18 protein-coding genes are annotated in these 17,738 nt (G+C 71.2%); 9 read left to right on the top strand and 9 right to left on the bottom strand.

Annotated elements, in window-relative coordinates; genetic code table 11:
- Positions 1–3: 3 nt before the first annotated feature.
- The 3 genes from BMW88_RS23785 to BMW88_RS23775 are packed head-to-tail and all read left to right on the top strand — an operon-like array spanning position 4 to position 2,223.
- Complete coding sequence (locus BMW88_RS23785) at positions 4–522, top strand: VOC family protein (RefSeq protein ID WP_089953955.1); 519 nt, start codon at positions 4–6, stop codon at positions 520–522.
- A gap of 13 nt (positions 523–535) precedes the next feature.
- Positions 536–1,624 (top strand): S-(hydroxymethyl)mycothiol dehydrogenase, encoded by a 1,089-nt coding sequence (locus BMW88_RS23780; protein WP_089953954.1) that lies wholly within the window; start codon positions 536–538, stop codon positions 1,622–1,624.
- The gene (locus BMW88_RS23775) at positions 1,624–2,223 is read left to right on the top strand and encodes an MBL fold metallo-hydrolase (RefSeq protein WP_089953952.1); all 600 of its coding nucleotides are present in this window, start codon (positions 1,624–1,626) and stop codon (positions 2,221–2,223) included. The genes BMW88_RS23780 and BMW88_RS23775 overlap by 1 nt, the downstream gene beginning before the upstream one ends.
- On the opposite strand, the gene BMW88_RS23770 is transcribed toward BMW88_RS23775, so the two are convergent.
- Positions 2,220–2,978, bottom strand: coding sequence for an enoyl-CoA hydratase/isomerase family protein (locus BMW88_RS23770; RefSeq protein WP_089953950.1), 759 nt, complete (start codon positions 2,976–2,978; stop codon positions 2,220–2,222). The genes BMW88_RS23775 and BMW88_RS23770 overlap by 4 nt on opposite strands.
- A 102-nt stretch (positions 2,979–3,080) precedes the next feature.
- On the opposite strand from BMW88_RS23770, the gene BMW88_RS23765 reads away from it, so the two are divergent.
- On the top strand, positions 3,081–4,049 hold the full coding sequence (locus tag BMW88_RS23765; RefSeq protein WP_089953949.1) for a DUF2332 family protein: 969 nt from the start codon (positions 3,081–3,083) through the stop codon (positions 4,047–4,049).
- Positions 4,050–4,115: 66 nt separating this feature from the next.
- On the top strand, positions 4,116–4,382 hold the full coding sequence (locus tag BMW88_RS23760) for a hypothetical protein (RefSeq protein ID WP_089953947.1): 267 nt from the start codon (positions 4,116–4,118) through the stop codon (positions 4,380–4,382).
- A gap of 18 nt (positions 4,383–4,400) precedes the next feature.
- Here BMW88_RS23760 and BMW88_RS23755 read toward each other — a convergent pair whose 3' ends face one another.
- Positions 4,401–5,138, bottom strand: coding sequence for an SDR family oxidoreductase (locus BMW88_RS23755; protein WP_089953946.1), 738 nt, complete (start codon positions 5,136–5,138; stop codon positions 4,401–4,403).
- Between the two features lie 68 nt (positions 5,139–5,206).
- Between BMW88_RS23755 and BMW88_RS23750 the strand changes: the two genes are divergently transcribed.
- On the top strand, positions 5,207–5,995 hold the full coding sequence (locus BMW88_RS23750) for a helix-turn-helix transcriptional regulator (RefSeq protein ID WP_089953944.1): 789 nt from the start codon (positions 5,207–5,209) through the stop codon (positions 5,993–5,995).
- A gap of 3 nt (positions 5,996–5,998) precedes the next feature.
- Here the strand turns inward: BMW88_RS23750 and BMW88_RS23745 are convergent, their stop codons facing one another.
- On the bottom strand, positions 5,999–6,814 hold the full coding sequence (locus tag BMW88_RS23745) for an esterase/lipase family protein (protein WP_089953943.1): 816 nt from the start codon (positions 6,812–6,814) through the stop codon (positions 5,999–6,001).
- Positions 6,815–7,036: 222 nt separating this feature from the next.
- On the opposite strand from BMW88_RS23745, the gene BMW88_RS23740 reads away from it, so the two are divergent.
- Complete coding sequence (locus tag BMW88_RS23740; protein ID WP_245778010.1) at positions 7,037–8,623, top strand: WS/DGAT/MGAT family O-acyltransferase; 1,587 nt, start codon at positions 7,037–7,039, stop codon at positions 8,621–8,623.
- A gap of 11 nt (positions 8,624–8,634) precedes the next feature.
- On the opposite strand, the gene BMW88_RS23735 is transcribed toward BMW88_RS23740, so the two are convergent.
- From BMW88_RS23735 to BMW88_RS23725, 3 genes are read right to left on the bottom strand one after another with little or no spacing between them, the layout of a single operon-like run.
- Positions 8,635–9,549: an alpha/beta fold hydrolase gene (locus tag BMW88_RS23735; protein WP_089953939.1), complete on the bottom strand. Its 915-nt coding sequence runs from the start codon at positions 9,547–9,549 to the stop codon at positions 8,635–8,637.
- A 43-nt stretch (positions 9,550–9,592) separates the two neighbouring features.
- Positions 9,593–10,405 carry a hypothetical protein gene (locus BMW88_RS23730; protein WP_089953938.1) on the bottom strand — a complete coding sequence of 271 codons (813 nt, stop codon included), beginning with the start codon at positions 10,403–10,405 and terminating at the stop codon, positions 9,593–9,595.
- Positions 10,402–10,980, bottom strand: a complete 579-nt coding sequence (locus tag BMW88_RS23725; protein WP_089953936.1) for an RNA polymerase sigma factor — start codon at positions 10,978–10,980, stop codon at positions 10,402–10,404. The genes BMW88_RS23730 and BMW88_RS23725 overlap by 4 nt, the downstream gene beginning before the upstream one ends.
- A gap of 69 nt (positions 10,981–11,049) precedes the next feature.
- On the opposite strand from BMW88_RS23725, the gene BMW88_RS23720 reads away from it, so the two are divergent.
- Entirely contained in the window at positions 11,050–11,964 is a 915-nt protein-coding gene (locus BMW88_RS23720) for an aminoglycoside phosphotransferase (RefSeq protein ID WP_218148180.1), read from the top strand.
- Here BMW88_RS23720 and BMW88_RS23715 read toward each other — a convergent pair.
- Positions 11,953–12,813, bottom strand: a complete 861-nt coding sequence (locus tag BMW88_RS23715) for a patatin-like phospholipase family protein (RefSeq protein ID WP_245778009.1) — start codon at positions 12,811–12,813, stop codon at positions 11,953–11,955. The two genes, BMW88_RS23720 and BMW88_RS23715, sit on opposite strands and share 12 nt — an antisense overlap.
- Positions 12,814–12,859: 46 nt before the next feature.
- Entirely contained in the window at positions 12,860–13,951 is a 1,092-nt protein-coding gene (locus BMW88_RS23710) for an alkaline phosphatase family protein (RefSeq protein WP_245778008.1), read from the bottom strand.
- A 48-nt stretch (positions 13,952–13,999) separates the two neighbouring features.
- On the opposite strand from BMW88_RS23710, the gene BMW88_RS23705 reads away from it, so the two are divergent.
- The gene (locus tag BMW88_RS23705; protein ID WP_089953933.1) at positions 14,000–16,318 is read left to right on the top strand and encodes a Tex family protein; all 2,319 of its coding nucleotides are present in this window, start codon (positions 14,000–14,002) and stop codon (positions 16,316–16,318) included.
- Positions 16,319–16,373: 55 nt separating this feature from the next.
- On the opposite strand, the gene BMW88_RS23700 is transcribed toward BMW88_RS23705, so the two are convergent.
- The gene (locus BMW88_RS23700; RefSeq protein WP_177221263.1) at positions 16,374–17,579 is read right to left on the bottom strand and encodes an ABC transporter substrate-binding protein; all 1,206 of its coding nucleotides are present in this window, start codon (positions 17,577–17,579) and stop codon (positions 16,374–16,376) included.
- Positions 17,580–17,738 lie beyond the last annotated feature (159 nt).

Here is a 17,738-nt window from a genome sequence, read left to right as displayed (position 1 = left end):
GACATGCCACAGCCAGAGGGTGAAGAGCTCGCCGCCATCCGGGCCAAGCGCGACGAACTGCGCGAACAGTACGTGAAGCCGCTCGCCGAGCGCGGCGGCTCGCCGACGCGAGGCGTCCACCACATCGCGCTGATCTGCAAGGACGTCGAGGAGACGATCAAGTTCTACCAGGAGTTCCTCGGCTTCCCCCTGGTGGAGCTCGTCGAGAACCGCGACTACCGCGGCTCCAGCCACTTCTTCTTCGACCTCGGCAGCAAGAACCTGCTGGGGTTCTTCGACTTCCCCGGCCACGACCACCCGCCGTTCTCCGAGACGATCGGGGCGGTGCAGCACCTCGCGCTGTCCACCTCCCCCGAGCGGTTCGACGAGATCAAGGCCAAGCTGGACGCCGCCGGGATCGAGTACCTGGGCCCCGACCGGGGCGTCGAGGACAGCCTGTACATCCGCGACCCCAACGGTGTAGGGATTGAGTTCTACCGGGAAGAGCTCGGCGAGTTCGAAGGCACGACCCTGATCAAGTGAGAACGGAGTCGCAGTGGCGCAAGAGGTCAAGGGCGTCGTCGCCCGGGGCAGAGGTCTCCCCGTCGAGCTGACCTCGGTGCTGGTGCCCGATCCCGGTCCCGGCGAGGCCGTCGTTCAGGTCCAGGCGTGCGGGGTCTGCCACACCGACCTGCACTACCGCGAGGGCGGCATCAACGACGAGTTCCCGTTCCTGCTGGGCCACGAGGCCGCGGGTGTCGTGGAGTCCGTCGGCGAGGGCGTCACCGACGTGGAGCCCGGCGACTTCGTCGTGCTGAACTGGCGCGCCGTCTGCGGCACGTGCCGGGCGTGCCGGCGCGGCAAGCCGTGGTACTGCTTCTCGACGTTCAACGCCTCCCAGCCGATGACGCTGGCGGACGGCACGAAGCTCTCACCCGCGCTGGGCATCGGCGCGTTCGCGGAGAAGACGCTCGTCCACTCAGGACAGTGCACGAAGGTCGACCCGTCGGCCCGCGCGGCCGCGGTCGGCCTGCTGGGCTGCGGTGTCATGGCCGGCGTGGGCGCCGCCGTGAACACCGGTGGCGTGACGCGCGGCGACTCCGTGGCCGTGATCGGCTGCGGCGGCGTCGGTGACGGCGCGATCGCGGGCGCCCGCCTCGCCGGTGCCGCGAAGATCATCGCCGTGGACACCGACGCGAAGAAGCTGGAGTGGGCCAAGGGCTTCGGCGCCACCCACACCGTCAACGCCCGCGAGGTCGACGACGTGGTCACCGAGATCCAGCGGCTCACCGACTCGTTCGGCGCGGACGTGGTGATCGACGCGGTGGGCCGCCCCGAGACGTGGAAGCAGGCCTTCTACGCCCGCGACCTCGCCGGAACCGTTGTGCTGGTGGGCGTCCCGACGCCGGACATGCGGCTGGACCTGCCGCTGATCGACTTCTTCTCGCGCGGCGGCTCGCTCAAGTCCTCGTGGTACGGCGACTGCCTGCCCTCGCGCGACTTCCCGATGCTCGTCGACCTGTACCGGCAGGGCCGCTTCGACCTCGACGCGTTCGTCAGCGAGGAGATCCCGCTGGACGGCGTGGAAGGCGCCTTCGAGAAGATGCACCGCGGCGAGGTGCTGCGCTCGGTGGTGGTCTTCTGATGACCCTGCGAGTCGACCACACCGTCACCTCCGGCACGTTCTCGCTCGACGGCGAGACCTTCGACGTCGACAACAACGTGTGGGTCGTCGGCGACTCGTCCGAGTGCGTCGTGATCGACGCCCCGCACGACGTCGACGCGATCCTGGAGGTCGTGAACGGCCGCCGCGTCGTGGCGATCCTGCTGACCCACGCGCACGACGACCACGTCCGCGTCGCGCCTGACCTGGCCCACGCGACCAACGCGCCCATGGCCCTGCACCAGGACGACCACATCGTGTGGTCGCTGACCCACACCGGCGTGCTCCCGCACCTGGCGCTGGAAGACGGCCAGGTGCTCACCGTCGCCGGCGAGGAGGTCCGGGTGATCCACACGCCGGGCCACTCCCCCGGCGCGGTGTGCTTCCACGTGCCGTCGCTGGGTGCCGTGTTCACCGGCGACACCCTGTTCCAGGGAGGACCGGGCGCGACCGGGCGGTCGTTCTCGGACCGGCCGACGATCGAGAGGTCCATCCGGGAGAAGCTGCTGACGCTGCCCGGCGACACCGTGGTGCACACCGGCCACGGCGCGGACACCACGATCGCCGCCGAGGTGTTCTAGAACCGCGGAGGCCGCTTCTCCAGGAACGCCGACACGCCTTCCGCGTACTCGGCGCTGGAGGCGGCCTCCGCGTACAGCGCCCGCACGGAGTCGTCCTCGTGCCCGCCGTCGACGATCGAGGCGATGATCTTCTTCGCGCCCCGCACGGAGACCTGCGCGCGGCCGGCGATCTGCTCGGACAGCTCCTTCACGCGGGCGTCGAGCGACTCGGCGACCTCGTTCACGAGCCCGATGCGCAACGCGGTCCCGGCGTCGACCAGGTCCGCGGAGAAGAGGATCTGCTTCGCCCACGCCGGTCCCACCGCGTCGACGAGCGCCTTGGTGGAGGTGAAGTTGTAGACGATGCCGAGCTTCGCCGGCGTGATCCCGAACCGCGCGTCGGGCGAGGCCACCCGGATGTCGCAGGCGAGGGCGATCTCGCACCCGCCGCCGACGCAGAACCCGGAGATCGCCGCGATGGTGGGCTTGTCCAGCCGGGCGATGGCGCGTTCCCCGTCGTGCACGGCCTCGCCGTAGCGCGCGGCGCCCTCAGGTCCCCGGCGCAGGGAGGAGAACTCCGCGATGTCGGCGCCGGCGCAGAAGTGCGAGCCGCCGCGGACCACGAGCACCCGAATGCCCTCATCAGCGGCAACACGAGCCATCAACCCCGGCAGCGCCGACCACATCTCGTAGCTCATCGCGTTGCGCTTCGCCGGGCGGTTGATCGTCAACGTGGCGACCGGACCGGTCGCGGACAGCTCCAGGAACTCGCTCACAGGCCGCACGATACCCACCGCCTCGCGGCGCCACGGAGGTCTCGCACGGGTGGGATCGCGGTCACGTCCTTGTAAAGTCGCCCGTGGGAGAGGGGAGGGAACGTGACCGCTGCCGGTATCGGCGCCTCCACCCTGCGCACTTTCGCGGTCCGGTTGCGCACGAGCGCCCCGGTCTCCGCGCGGATCCTCTCCGAGCTCGCGAGCGAGCTGGACCGCGGCGGGCCGGTGGCCGACCTGCTCTGCTCGCACAGCGCCGTGCACAGCCCGTTGTTCGGCGTCCAGGCGCTCGCGGGCGTGCGGCTGCTGATGCTGTCGGGCAAGGCCCCGGAGCTGAGCCAGCGCTTCACCAGCGCGCACGCCGCCGCGATGGCCGGCGAGCCGGACTCGGCCGCGCTGCTCGCCTGGCTAGCGGCACGGCGCGCGATCATCGAGAACGCGGGCGACATCCTGGCGGCGCTGGACCGCACGGTGCAGCAGCACCAGCCGAAGACCGCCGGGTTCCTGCTGCGCGGCCTGACCATGATCGGCGCTCCGCGGGTGCGGCTGCTCGAGCTGGGCGCCTGCGCGGGCCTCAACCTGATCCTCGACCGCTACCGCTGGTTCGGCCTCGGCTGGGAGTGGGGCGACCAGGACTCCCCCGTGCGCCTGGCCGCCACGGGACCGCAGCCGCCGAAGCTGGAGATCGTCGACCGGGCCGGGTGCGACCTGCACCCGCGCGACCCGGCCGACCCGAAGCACGCGATGATCCTGCACTCGTTCATCCCGCCCGAGCACGACGCGCTGCGGTGGGACCTCGACGACGCCATCGAGCTGGCCGCCGAGGTCGGCGTGAAGGTCGACCGCTCCCCCGCCGGGCGGTGGCTGCGCGAGAACCTCGTGCCGCCGGCGGAGCGCGGCGCGTACACCGTGGTCTGGCACAGCTCGTTCTGGCCGTACCTGACCGAGGACGAGCGCAACGAGATCGAGACCACGCTGACCGCGGCGGCGGGGTCGATGCCACTCGCGCGCGTTGCCTACGAGTCGACCGATTTTCGCTCGAGCCCCCGCCTGGTGGTCACCATCTACAGCTAGGTTCCGGCGTCGTGAGAACGATCAGCGCCCCCTGGACGCCGACTACCTCTCGAATCCGCGATCACGGTGGCGCACAACGACTTCTGCTCCTACGTGCCCGCCGGGTCGCCGTACCGCGACGGCGCGGAGACCGTCGACGGCACGCTGCTGCTGACCGACGGCCACCCCGCCGCCCCCGGTGAGGCCCCGTCGAGCGGCAACGACCGCAACGTAGGCCACCGCTTGGTCGACACCTTCGCCGCGGGCGGGATGTGGGCGCCGCAACAACTCCGAGACCTTCGCATCGTTCGCGAACAAGAGCAGCTTCAGCCTCACCGCAACGCCTTCCGCTGAGCCGTTGACCCGCAACGGCTAGCTCTGGGCAGTCGGCCGGACGGCGATCTCGTTCACGTCCACGTCGGCCGGCTGCTCGACCGCGAACGCGACGGCGCGGGCGATCGAGTCCGGGGGAATCGCGATCCGGTCCCGCATGTCCGCGATGCGCGCCCGCACCTCGTCGTTGGTCGACGCCTCGGCGAAGCCGGTGTGCACGAAGCCGGGGTACACGGTGGTGACCCGCAGCGCGGGGCCCGCTTCCTGGCGCAGGCCCTCGCAGATCGCCCGGACGGCGACCTTGGTGCCCGCGTAGACCGCCATGGACGGCACCACGGTGAACGCCGCGGTGGAGGCGGTGGTGACGAAGTGCCCCGCCTGCTGCTCCCGGAACACCGGCAGCGCGGCGGCGATGCCGTGCAGCACGCCCTTGATGTTGACGTCCACCATCTCGTCCCACTCGTCGACGCGCAGGTCGTCGAGCGGCGAGATCGGGCCCGCGCCCGCGTTGCTCACCAGCACGTCCAACTGGCCGAACCGCTCACGGGCGAGCGCCACCAGCGAATGCAGGTCCTCGCGCCGGGTCACGTCGGTGCGCGTGTGCACGGCCGTCCCACCGGCCTTCTCGATGCGCGCCACCAGGTCCGCGAGGCGGTCGGAGCGGCGGGCACCGAGCACGACGCGCGCGCCGCGTTCCGCGAGCAGCAGTGCTGTCGCCTCGCCGATCCCGCTGCTGGCGCCGGTGATGGCCACGACCTTGCCGTTGATTGCTGACATGACCCCAGCCTGCGGCGAGCGCAGCCTGGTATCCAGAGCGGGCTTATGCTGGTACCGGAGGTGCCAGCATGGGAAAGCCGGCTGATCAGCGCCGTGAGCTGGGCCTGTTCCTGCGCAGCCGCCGGGAGCGGCTCACCCCGGCCGAGGCGGGTCTGCCGCGCACGTCCCGGCGGCGGACGCCGGGGCTGCGGCGCGAGGAGCTCGCGGTGCTCGCCGGGATCAGCGCCACCTGGTACACGTACCTGGAGCAGGGCCGGGACGTCCAGGCGTCCGACCAGGTGCTCCGCGCGCTGGCGTCCGCGCTCGCGCTCGACCGGCCGGAGGAGGACCACCTGTTCCGGCTCGCCGGGCGCGCACCGGCGGGGCCGCGCGAAGCGGAGGCGGTGAGCGCGGAGGTGGCCGCCGTGCCGGCGCTGGTGCACCCGCACCCGGCGTACGTCGTCGGCGCGACCTACGACGTGCTCAGCCACAACGAGGCGGCGCGCGAGCTCTTCGAGGACGTCCTCGCGGCGGACGAGCCGAACTTCGCGCGCTGGACGTTCACCGACCCGCGGGCGCGGCACGTCGTGATCGACTGGGAACCGGAGGCGCGCGCCCTGCTCGCCCGGCTGCGCACCCTCGCGAGCAGGCACCCCGGCGACGAGCGGTTCACCCGGCTGGTCGACGAGCTGCACGAGGCCAGCCCGCAGGTGCGCTCCTGGTGGCCCCACTACGAGGTGAGGGCCCAGCGGCCGACCGGCCGCAAGAGGCTGCGGCACCCCCGGCTCGGGGCCGTCGACTACGCCTACGCGGCGCTGCACCCCGCCGAGCAGCCCGACCAGACGCTGGTGATCTACTCGGACGCGCGGCCCTGCTGAGCCTCAGGCGGCCCGCGGGTACAGCCGCGCCATGCCCGGCGGTGCGGCGAAGGGCGCCCACGTGCCCTCCGGCTGCGCCAGCCGGTCCGCCACCACCCACAGCACGGTGGCGTTGAAGCCGTACCCCAGGTGCGAGGACGACACCTGCACGCTTTCCCGCCGCGGCCCCGGTTCCTCGACGCACGACTCCCACGAGACGATCCCGTCCGTCTTGGAGTAGATCGACGTGGCGGGCACCGGGATCGGCGGCCGCGACGACTCCGGCGGAGGGAACTCCTCGCGCGGGATGTGCAGGCGCGAGAACAACGCGAAGGCGGGCATCGCCCGTGACTGCACGGGATCGCTCATGTTGTACGGCGATCCCAGGGTGATCACCTGGCGGACCCGGCGCGGGTGGTCGCGCGCCATCTCGCGCGCGAAGATCCCGCCGAGCGACCAGCCCACGATGGACACAGGACCGCCGAAGTCGTCGGACACCTTCTTCACCAACGCGTGCATGCCGTCGACGGCACGGCGAGTCGGGCCGATGTTGGTGCCCAGGCACCAGCGGTGCACCCGGTACCCCAGGCCGGTCAGGAACCGGCGCAGCATCACCGTGGACGGGTCCGCGGCGCCGAGGCCGGGGAACACCAGGACCGGGTGACCGTCACCGGACGGCGCACCGCGCAACATCGAACGCGTGGCGACGAACTCGCCGACGTCCAAGGCGCACCGGGTGGGCTCGGTGAGGTACCAGAAGAGGCCGGGCGCGGATCCTCTGACGAGGTGCAGCGGCGAAGGAGCAGTTCCGAAGACTTCGTCCGAAGGTACGGCGGACATCAGTGCCTCCCCACCCGTCGACAACCCCGAGTCGGCGCTCCGGGCGGCTTTGCCCAGTGGGTCCATGATGTTTCGCGGACGATCTTTTCGCCAGCACTTTCGAGTCTCGATTCGCCACGTGCAGGTAACGCGTTGGCGACCTCACAGCTGTGCAGTGCCTCTCACCTGCATGGACGTCGATCCGCAAGTTTCCGTTCCTCTAGCATTTTTCGAGTGGATCGGATGAGCTCACTGGACGCGGGGTTCTACTTCATCGAGGACGAGAACGTGCCGATGCACGTCGGCTCCGTCCTGGTCTTCGACGGGCCGGTCCCGTCCTACGGCGACGTGATCCGCCTCTTCCTGGCGCGCATGGACCAGGTTCCGCGTTACCGGCAGAAGGTGCGGACCCTGCCGTTCCACGTCGGCCGCCCGGTCTGGGTCGACGACGACCACTTCAACGTCCTGTACCACGTGCGGCACACCGCCGTGCCGTCGCCGGGCGGTGAGGACCAGCTGCGCAACCTCGCGGGCCGGATCTTCGCGCAGAAGCTCGACGACTCGAAGCCGTTGTGGGAGGCCTGGCTCGTCGAGGGCCTCGAAGGCGGCCGCTGGGCGATCATCTCCAAGGTCCACCACTGCATGATCGACGGCGTGTCCGGATCGGACATGTTGCAGCTCATGCTGGACTTCCGCCGGGAGAGCACGCTCCCGGAGCCCCGCGAGTGGCAACCGGCACCCCCGCCGTCGACCATCGACCTGGTGGTGGACGGGGTGCGTGACGCCGTCGCTACACCCGTGCAGCACCTCGCCGCGTTGCCCGCGCTCGCGCGGAACCTGCGTTCCCTCAACGAGATCGTCGACTTCGGCAAGTCCGTCCTCAGCAGTCTCCCCGGTACCGCACGCCGTCTCGTCACGCGCGCCGCGACGTCGTTGAACGGCCCCATCGGCCCGCACCGCCGGTGGGTGTGGGCGCGCGCGAACCTGGCTGAGATCAAGCAGATCCGCAGGGCCGCGGGCGGCACGGTCAACGACGTGATCCTCGCGGCGGTCACCCGCGGGTTCCGCGACCTGCTGGAGAAGCGCGGCGAGCTGACCGACGGCATGGTCGTGCGGACCATGGTGCCGGTGTCGATGCGCAAAGCGAACCAGCACAACGAACTGAACAACCGCGTCAGCGCCGTGCTGGTGAACCTGCCCGTCGGAGAAGCGGACCCGGTGCAGCGCCTGGCGTCGATCCGCGCGCAGATGGACGACCTGAAGAGCTCGCGCCAGGCCGCCGGCGCCGACGTGATCACCAATCTCGGCAACTTCGCCGCGCCGACGCTGATGGCGCTGGGCTCGCGGACCGCGATGCGGTTCCCGCAGCAGATCCTGCAAACCGTCACCACGAACGTGCCGGGCCCGCGCATCCCGCTCTACATGCTCGGCCGCCCGCTCGTGGAGATGTTCCCGTACGTGCCGATCGCCTCGACGATCCGGATCACCGTCGGCATCTTCTCCTACCTCGACAGGATCACGTTCGGCATCAACGCCGACTTCGACGGCGTGCCGGACGTCCAACTCCTCGCCGACGGCATCCGCACGGGCTTCGACGAGCTGGTGGCGCTGGCCGCCGAGGCGGCGGAGGCAGAAGTGGTGGACACGCGAACTGGGGCTGCTGCCACTCCCGTCGCCGCCAGGTCCGCCCCTGCCAAGACTGGCGCTACCGCCACCGCCGCTGCCGAGTCCGGCGCTGCCAAGTCCGGCGCTGCCAAGTCCGGCGCTGCCAAGCCCGCTCGCAAGCCGAGGGCCGCGAAACCGACGCCGAGCAGCCCGGAACCGCGCTGATCGCGGCCGCCTCAGCCGACCGCGCGGCCCAACCGGTTGGCGTCCATCCACTCCAGCACCCGCTCGGCCACGACCTCGGGGATCTCCATCTGGGGCACGTGCCCGACGCCCGCGAACTCGTCGTAACGCCAGTGCGGATGCCTGCGGGCCACGTACCGGGCGGCGGCGACGTTGACCAGCCGGTCCCGGTCGCCGCTCATCAGGAACACCGGCACGCGCACCTTCGCCATCGCCGCGTAGCAGGCGCCGCGCTTGGACGTGGTGAGGACGGTGCTGCGCGCCGCCGCGAGGAACGCCGCGTCGAGCCCGCCGACCTCGGCGCGCCTGCCGATCAGGTGTTCCGAGGCCTGCTTGAGCTCCTCGGGGATGACCGCGGGGTCGGCGCAGACCAGTTCCAGCACGCGGTCGACCTGCCTGCGCGCGGGGACGGCCCGCGACTTCGCCAGGAACCGCTCCCCCAGCCCCGGCACCGCGTACAGGAAGAACGTGCTCAGCATCGTGGGGTCCGGACGCGTGCCGAGCACCATCGGCAGCGCCGGGTCGACCAGGACCAGACCCCTGACGTGGTCGGGGCGTCCGGCGGTGTGCAGGAGCGAGATCATGCCGCCCATCGAGTTGCCGATCAGCACCACCGGTTCGCCCACGACCTCGTCGATGAACCGGCCGAGCAGCGCGGTGTTGGCCGCGACGGTGGTCTGGCGGCCCTCCGGGTGGGTCAGGCCGTGCCCGGCGAGGTCGACGGCCGAGACCTGGGCCCTCTTCGCGAGCAACGGCGCCAGCAGCGCCCAGTTCAGGTGCGAGCCGCCGAGCCCGTGCACGAGCACGATCCGCGGCCCGTCCTGCGGCCCGCCGAAGTCGACCCAGTGCACCGGCCCGTCGAGGTCCGCGTACCGGCCGGTGCCGCCGAAGTCCGCCACAGTCGTCATACCGACCAGTATGTCGCTTGTCCGGGCGGGTCGGCAGCCGCCGTCAGCGCCAGGGCTGCGCCGGCAGGCAGTCGCCGGGCTTCTGCCCCGGGTCCCAGGTTCCGGAGACGATTTCGCCCTCCCAGTCCACGTAGCACTTCCCCCTCGTGTCGCGGCTGTCCCCGATGAGGTTGCCCTCGGCGTCATAGGCCTTCAGCGACTCGTCGGGGTCGATCTCCTTCGGGAAGTCCCAATCCACGGGATGCAGGATCCGCACGACGAACGTGCCGTCGCCGACCTCGGCGTCGACGGTCCTGCCGAAGACCGTGTAGGTCATTCGCGCGACCCGCGAGTCCACCCGGCCCGCGACCGTCTGGTTGCCCGGCTTGGTCGCGCGGTCCCCGCTCCGCTGGGTCTGGTGGTCGACGGAGAAGTGCCCGGTGAGCCACCGCGTGTCGAAGCCCTTCCTGCCGGGGTTGTGGACGCCCGAGTAGTAGCCGCCGGACTCGTCGAGATCGCACGCCAGCGCGTCGGTGCGGGTGTAGAGCAGCGCGAGCTCCCCGGAGGCGTCCTCCAGGTAGCGGTGCAGCACCGGCCGCTCGGGAACGCGCGAGGACTTCCAGCAGCCCTCCTCGATCTCCTCCACCCGCTCCGGCGGGAGCCCGGAGATCGCCGAGGGCCGCGCGGACCAGTAGCCGCTCGTCGGCTCGTCCGGCAGCACGAGCACCACGGCGGTGGCCGCGGCGGCCAGGGCCACCGCCACCGTGCCGAACCGCGCCGAGCGCCGCCGCCGGGTGGCGGACCGCTGGAGCGCGGCCCGGATCTCGCCCTGGCGACCGGGCGGCAGGTCGCGCGCGGGTGGGAGCGTGGCGGTCATCGGTCCTCCCCGGTGTGCACGAGCTCGCGGAACTGCTGGAGCTTCGCCTTGGCCTTGCTGACCCGCGCCCGCACGCTCACCGCGGCGATGCCGAGCACGGCCGCGGCATCCTCGTAGGACACCCCGGACCACACGCACAGAGCCAGCGCCTCCTGCTCGTTGCGAGGAAGTGTCGCCACCGCCTTGAGCAGCTCTTGCATCCGTCGCTGGTCGTCGAGCCGTGCCACGACCATGTCCGCGTGATCGGGCACAGCGGTGTCCTCGTTGAGCCGCCGCAGGTTCTTCAGGCGGCGGGTGAACGACCGCTGTTCGTTGCGCACGACGTTCGTCGCGACCGTGAGCAGCCACGGCAGCGCGGACTCCCGTTCGAGCTTCGCCACCTGACCGCGCTTGCGCCAGGCCAGCAGGAACGTCGCCTGCAGGTGGTCCTCCGCCTCGGCCCAGGACGCGGTCAGCCGGAAGCAGTGGTTGTAGACCGCCTTCGCGTGCCGGTCGAACAGCACCCCGAAGGCGTGCGCACTGCCCCCGGCGGCCTGCGACCACAACGCGCGGTCGTCCGGGTCCTCGGTCGTCATGCCTGTTCGTGTCCGCTCACGCCGGATGTGTTGGCACCAGTTTCACGCGCCCGCCCCTACCTTGGGAGCGTGGCACATCTGGGGGTGGCCGACCTGACGGACATCGCGCACGCGGCGTACGGCCGTGAACTGCGCGACGTGGCCCGTCTGCGTGGCGGCAGCAAGAAGGGCGTCTACCGCTTGACGCTCGACGACGGCACCACGGGCATCGCGTACGTGTGGCGCAGCTCGGAGGGCTACTGGCCCACGCACGAACCGGATCCGTTGTTCGGCAACGCGAGCGGGCGCGACCTGTTCCTGACCGCGCACACCGCGCTGTCCGAGGCAGGCGCGTGCGTGCCGCGCCTGGTGCTGGTCGACCGCGACGTGGTCGTGGTCGAGGACCTGGGCGGCGAGTTCCTGGAGGAACTGCTGGAGCACGGCACCGAGGTGCTCGACCGGTTCTGGGACGACGTCGGCGCGATGCACAGCCACCTCAGTCCGCGGTACGGCCGCCCCGGCGCGCTCCAGCCCGCGGACGCGCCCCCGGTGCCGGACGTGGTGCTGCGGCGGGCCCTCGGCCACCTCGCCGCCTGCTCCGACCGCGTTCCGCGCATCGCCGAGGCCCGCGACCGCCTGGAAACCCTGTTGTGGCAGCGCCACGAGCTGGTCGAACCCCGCGGCGGACACGCGTTGCTCCACGGCGAGCTGGGCCCCGACCACGTGCTCGTGGCCGACGGCCGGCCCGTGCTGATCGACATCGAGGGCGCGATGTTCTTCGACGTCGAGTGGGAGCACGTGTTCCTGGAGCTGCGGTTCGGCCCGCACCACCGCCCGGTGGAGAACCTCGACCCGGCGCGGATGGACCTGTACCGGACGGCGCAGCACCTGTCCCTCGTGGAGGGTCCGCTGCGGTTGCTGGACGGCGGCTTCCCGCACCGGGACGCGATGCGGGAGATCGCCGAGCACAACATCGAGCGCCTCTTGGCCGCCCTAACCGTGTGACGGGTGGCCGTACAGCCCGGCGCCGGCGATCTCCAGCGTCGTCAGGAACGTGGCCGAGGCCAGGTAGGACGCCTCGACCAGTTCCGCGGTGTGCGAGAAGTCCAGCGGCGTCACGGCCTGCACGGGCGGTCCCGGCAGGTATAGCACCGGCGCGTGCTGCGAGGCGAGCTCCACCTCCAGCACGGCCTGGTTGCGCATGCCCAGCGTCGCCCAGAACAGCAGCGTCTCGGCGAGCGTCCCCGGCACCCCCGGCAGGTGGCCGGGGAACGCGCAGTCCAGCACCACCAACGACTTCGCGCCCATCGCGAGGGCCTGGCGGATCGGCACGTTGGCGAGGACACCGCCGTCGTAGAGCACCCGGTCGTCGATGCGGACCGGCGGGTAGACGCCGGGAATCGCCGCGCTGGCGAGGATGGCCGGGACCAGCGGGCCGGTGGTGATGTTCACGGCCTCGCCCGTCACGCAGTCCACCGACACCGCGCCGAACGGCAACGTCAGGTCCGCGAAGTCCGCGCTGCCGTCCAGGCCCTCGGACAGCACGGCCGCGAGGCCCGTGTTCGGGAAGAGGTAGGTCTTGTTGGTGCGCAACGACCTCAGTTGCGCGATCGGTCCGCCGGGGAACACCCGCTGACGCGTCATGCCCTGCCACAGCACGGCCAGGCGCTCGGCCGCCCGGTCCGGGTCGAGGGCGAGCAACGCGCCGTTGACCGAGCCGACCGAAGTGCCGGCGACGACGTCCGGTCGCACGCCGTGGTCCCGCAATGCGCGCAACATGCCGACCTGCGCGGCGCCCAGGCTTCCCCCGCCACCGAGCACGAAGCCGATGGGTCGGGGCAGTTCGATCGTCACGTTCCGCGGTCCTCGGGAGGAGAGCTGGTTTTGGTCTACACTGAAGTCACTGAGCGATGTGCACCAGCAGCGGGATCGCCAGCTCCCGGCGCGTCCGCGAGCCGTGGAAGCCGGTCAGGTTGCTGAGCCACGGCTCGGCCTGGCTGCGCACGACGACCGCGGAGCCCTTCATCGCCACGACGACGTCGCCGATGCGGTCCACCGCGAGCGGGCTGATCGGCCCGAACCACCCGGCCCGCACGGCGTCCTCCCGCGCGAGGACCTCCGCGCGGTCGCCGAGGAACTCCCGCCACACCTCCAGCACCTCGTCGCTGCCGGTGTGCAGGTAGCGCACCCGCGGCTCACCCGCGATCACGCGGACCCCCTCCCACAGCGCGGGTTCGGTGTCGAAGTCGATCCGCTCGCCCGCGGTGACCATGCCGTGGTCGGCCGTGACGACGAGCACCGCGCCGGCGGGCAGCCGGGACGCGATGCGCGAGGCGAGCGCGTCGACGAACTCCAGTTGCAGCAGCCACTCCGGCGAACCGGGCCTGTAGAGGTGGCCGATGGTGTCGAGGTCCGGGTGGTAGGCGTAGCAGAACGAGCGGTCCTTGCCCACCGCCGCGACGGCGCCGAGGGCGAGGTCGCCGAAGCCAGCGGCGCCGCGGAACCACGAGCCGCGCAGCACCGCCCGCGTCAGCCCGCTGCCCCGGTGGGCGAGCGGCGCGACCGCGCTGACCGCGACCCCGGCCGCCGCCGCGCGCTCGAACAGCGTCGGGTGCGGCTGCACGACCTCGGGCACGAGCGCCTTGCGCAGGTCGTGGTGCTGGTCGCCGGCCCGCGACCAGGTCAGCGAGTTGAGCACCTCGTCGCCGACCGCGAACGTGTAGCCGACGATGCCGTGCTCGCCGGAGAGCAGCCCGGTGCCGATCGAGGCGAGGCTCGTGGCGGTCGACGACGGGAAACCCGCGGAGATGTCCCGGCCGGCCAACCCGGACAGGAAGGGGGCGTGATCGGCGTGCTCGCGCAGCAGCTCGTGGCCCAGCCCGTCGACGAGCAGCAGGACGACACGCCGGGCGGCGGGCAGGTCCAGGGTGTTGTCGGCACCCGGCACTTCCAGGCCGGACAGCAGTGAGGGGACGACCTCGGCGATGGTCACCCGGACACCGTGCCACGCCGAAACCGGCAACGGGCAGAATGGCGCGCTGTGACAACGCTCATCCACCAGAAGATCGCTGACGAGCTCGGCGTGGCCAGCGGCCAGGTCAGCTCTGCTGTCGAACTGCTCGACGGTGGCGCGACCGTCCCGTTCGTCGCCCGGTACCGCAAGGAGGCGACAGGCGGTCTTGACGACGCGCAGCTGCGCACGCTCGAGGAGCGGCTCGGCTACCTGCGCGAGCTGGAGGAGCGCCGCACGGCGGTTCTCACCTCGATCCGCGAGCAGGGCAAACTCGACGAGGCGCTGGAAGCGCAGATCCTCGCCGCCGAATCCAAGGCGCGGCTGGAGGACCTCTACCTGCCCTACAAGCCCAAGCGCCGCACCAAGGCCCAGATCGCGAAGGAAGCCGGTCTCGAACCGCTCGCCGACGCACTTCTGGGTGATCCTTCGCTGCACCCGCAGGAGGAGGCCGCGAAGTTCGTCGACCCGGCCAAGGAGGTCGCCGACGCGGCGGCCGCCCTGCAGGGCGCGCGGGCCATCCTGGTCGAGCGGTTCGGCGAGGACGGCGACCTGATCGGCGAGCTGCGCGAGCAGATGTGGACGCGCGGCCGCGTCGTCTCCAAGGTCCGCGAGGGCAAGGAGACCGAGGGCGCCAAGTTCGCCGACTACTTCGACTTCGACGAGCCCTTCTCGAAGCTGCCCTCGCACCGCATCCTCGCGCTGTTCCGCGGCGAGAAGGAGGAGGTCCTCGACCTCGTCCTGGAGCCGGAGGAGCCCAGGGAGGACGGGCCGTCGTCGTTCGAGACGCGCATCGCGGCCCGGTTCGGCATCGACGACCGCGGCCGTCCCGCCGACAAGTGGCTCACCGACACCGTGCGCTGGGCGTGGCGGACCCGGATCCTCGTGCACCTGGGCATCGACCTGCGCGGCCGGCTGCGCGCGTTCGCCGAGGACGAGGCCGTGAAGGTGTTCGCCTCGAACCTGCGCGACCTGCTGCTGGCCGCCCCGGCCGGCACGCGCGCCACGATGGGCCTCGACCCCGGCTACCGCACCGGCGTGAAGGTCGCGGTCGTCGACCCCACCGGCAAGGTCGTCGCGCACGGCGTCATCCAGCCGCACGTGCCCGCGAACCGCTGGGACGAGTCGATCGCGAAGCTCGCGGCACTGGCCAGGCAGCACAAGGTCGACCTGATCGCGATCGGCAACGGCACGGCGTCGCGCGAGACGGACAAGCTGGCCGCCGACCTGATCAAGCGCCACCCCGAGCTCAACCTCACCAAGATCGTCGTGTCGGAGGCGGGCGCGTCGGTCTACTCCGCGTCGGCGTACGCGTCCTCGGAGCTGCCGGACCTCGACGTGTCGATCCGCGGCGCGGTGTCGATCGCGCGGCGACTGCAGGACCCGCTGGCCGAGCTCGTGAAGATCGACCCGAAGTCGATCGGCGTGGGCCAGTACCAGCACGACCTGTCCGAGGCGAAGCTGTCGCGGTCGCTCGACGCGGTGGTCGAGGACTGCGTGAACGCGGTCGGCGTCGACCTCAACACCGCCTCCGTGCCGCTGCTGGCCCGCGTCTCCGGCATCACCGCCGGTCTCGCGGAGAACATCGTGCTGCACCGCGACCAGCACGGTCCGTTCACCTCGCGCACGGCGCTGAAGAACGTGCCGCGGCTCGGCCCGAAGGCGTTCGAGCAGTGCGCGGGCTTCCTCAAGATCCGCGGCGGCGACGAGCCGCTCGACGCCTCCTCGGTGCACCCCGAGGCGTACCCGGTCGTGCGCAGGATGCAGGCGGAGGCGGGCGCCGAGCTGATCGGCAACACCGCCGTGCTCACGAAGCTGCGGCCGGAGAAGTTCGTCGACGAGCAGTTCGGTCTGCCGACCGTCACGGACATCCTCAAGGAGCTCGAGAAGCCCGGCCGCGACCCGCGCCCGGCCTTCAAGACGGCGACCTTCGCGGACGGCGTCGAGAAGATCGCCGACCTCAAGCCCGGCATGGTGCTGGAGGGCGTCGTGACGAACGTGGCCGCCTTCGGCGCGTTCGTCGACATCGGCGTGCACCAGGACGGCCTCGTGCACATCTCCGCCCTGTCGAACACCTACGTGAAGGACCCGCGCGACGTCGTGAAGTCCGGTGACGTGGTGCGGGTGAAGGTGCTGGAGGTCGACGAGGCCCGCAAGCGGATCGGCCTGACGCTGCGCCTGACCGACGAGCCGGGCAAGCCCGCTCCGAAGCAGCAGGGCGGCGGCGGCCGGGACCGCCGGCCGCAGCGCGGCGGGCAGCCGCAGCGAGGCGGCCAGAACCGCACCTCGCCCCCGCCCGCCGGCGGGTCGATGGCGGACGCGCTCCGCAAGGCCGGGTTCGGCAAGTAGGCGACACGCGGAAGGGGCCTCTCCCGACGCGGGAGAGGCCCCTTCCGCGTCAGCCCTACTTGGCGCGCGTGCCCTTCGCCTTCACCAGCTCGGACTCGAACAGCTCCTCGACGGTCGTGAGACCGCCGGGCGCCGCCCTGTCCACCTTGGTGACGTACGACTGGGTGGCGGAGGGCCGTCCCACCAGCGAGTAGTGCAGCGCGCCGGTCAGCCCCTTGGTGTCCAGGCCGTTGGTGTCGTGGAACGCCTTCAGCACGCCGTCGCGCGTGAGGTCGCCGTTCTTGCAGGCCTTCTCCACGACCGCGAGGAACACCATCGCGACCGTGTAGCCGTGGTCGACGTAGATCGCCGGCTTGTCGTTCGGGTAGTTCTCGTTGAACGCCGCAGCGACCTCGCGCGGTCCCTCCTGGGTGCCGGTGAACGGCGCCACCGACGTGACCACGGACACCTGCTTCTCGACGGCGGCGCCGACGGGCGAGTCGAGGATCGCGGTGTCGAACCCGACCACGTTGACCATGAACGGCACGTCCCACTTGAGCGCGGCGGCCACCCCCACCGCCGCGGCGGTCTGGGCGGGCGTGGTGCTCAGCACGACGGCCTTCGCGCCGGCGGCCTTCAGCGCGGCGATCTGCTGGCTGAGGTCGGCCGTGGTCTCGCCGATCGCCTGCTCGGCGATCTTCATGTTCCACTGCTGGCCGACGAACCGGCTGCCCTCGACCGCGTTGTCGCCGTAGCTGCCCGAGGCGAACACGTGGCCGACGGTGTCGCCCTCCTTGATCACCCCGCGGCGCTTGTAGTGGTCGAGCCCGTTGATGACGTCGAGGTCGTACGTGGTGCCCACGATCATCATGTGCGGGTTGCCCAGCAGGGACGCGGCCCACGAGGCGGGCGCGGTCAGCGTGCGGGTCTGCATGATGTCGGGCTCGATGGCGGCGGTCATCGGGGTGCCCGCCAGCTCCAGCAGGCCGAGGACCTGCGGTTCCAGGTCGAAGTAGGCGTCGAGCGCCTTCTGCACGTCGTACGCGTGGTCCTTCTGCTTGAGCTCGACCCGGCGGCCGCAGATGCCCCCGCGGTCGTTGACCTGCTTCAGGTAGAGCTCGTAGCCCTTCATCCTGGTCAGCGCGGAGGCTTTGAACGGCCCGGTCATGTCGGTGAGGATGCCGAGGGAGATCGTGTCGTCGGTAACACCCGGTCCCGTCTTGACCTGGGCCTTCTCGTCACCCTGAGCGCCGCAGCCGGCAACGAGGAGGACGAGCGCCAAGACTGTGGGCAGTACACGGCGGCGGAGGGTCATTCAGCAGTCCTTGTCCAGATGATCGAGGCGTACTAAGCGGTAGCTCAGTATTCGGCGGAGCCTCACCCAATGGCCCCTTATGTGCTACGGAACACAGATGCGTAAGGTTCATGTGACTTCCTATGA

Source organism: Lentzea xinjiangensis (assembly GCF_900110955.1).
GTDB classification, from domain to species: Bacteria; Actinomycetota; Actinomycetes; order Mycobacteriales; family Pseudonocardiaceae; genus Lentzea; species Lentzea xinjiangensis.
The sequence above is the reverse complement of the archived record's forward strand: the minus strand, read 5'-3'. Positions and strand labels throughout refer to the sequence as shown.

Excerpts from the sequence above, each read along its gene's own strand:
- BMW88_RS23785 (WP_089953955.1), top strand. The coding sequence starts at position 4 with ATGCCACAGCCAGAGGGTGAAGAGCTCGCCGCCATCCGGGCCAAGCGC.
- BMW88_RS23775 (WP_089953952.1), top strand. The coding sequence starts at position 1,624 with ATGACCCTGCGAGTCGACCACACCGTCACCTCCGGCACGTTCTCGCTC.
- BMW88_RS23755 (WP_089953946.1), bottom strand. The coding sequence starts at position 5,138 with ATGTCAGCAATCAACGGCAAGGTCGTGGCCATCACCGGCGCCAGCAGC.
- BMW88_RS23750 (WP_089953944.1), top strand. The coding sequence starts at position 5,207 with ATGGGAAAGCCGGCTGATCAGCGCCGTGAGCTGGGCCTGTTCCTGCGC.
- BMW88_RS23745 (WP_089953943.1), bottom strand. The coding sequence starts at position 6,814 with ATGTCCGCCGTACCTTCGGACGAAGTCTTCGGAACTGCTCCTTCGCCG.
- BMW88_RS23740 (WP_245778010.1), top strand. The coding sequence starts at position 7,037 with ATGAGCTCACTGGACGCGGGGTTCTACTTCATCGAGGACGAGAACGTG.
- BMW88_RS23735 (WP_089953939.1), bottom strand. The coding sequence starts at position 9,549 with ATGACGACTGTGGCGGACTTCGGCGGCACCGGCCGGTACGCGGACCTC.
- BMW88_RS23730 (WP_089953938.1), bottom strand. The coding sequence starts at position 10,405 with ATGACCGCCACGCTCCCACCCGCGCGCGACCTGCCGCCCGGTCGCCAG.
- BMW88_RS23725 (WP_089953936.1), bottom strand. The coding sequence starts at position 10,980 with ATGACGACCGAGGACCCGGACGACCGCGCGTTGTGGTCGCAGGCCGCC.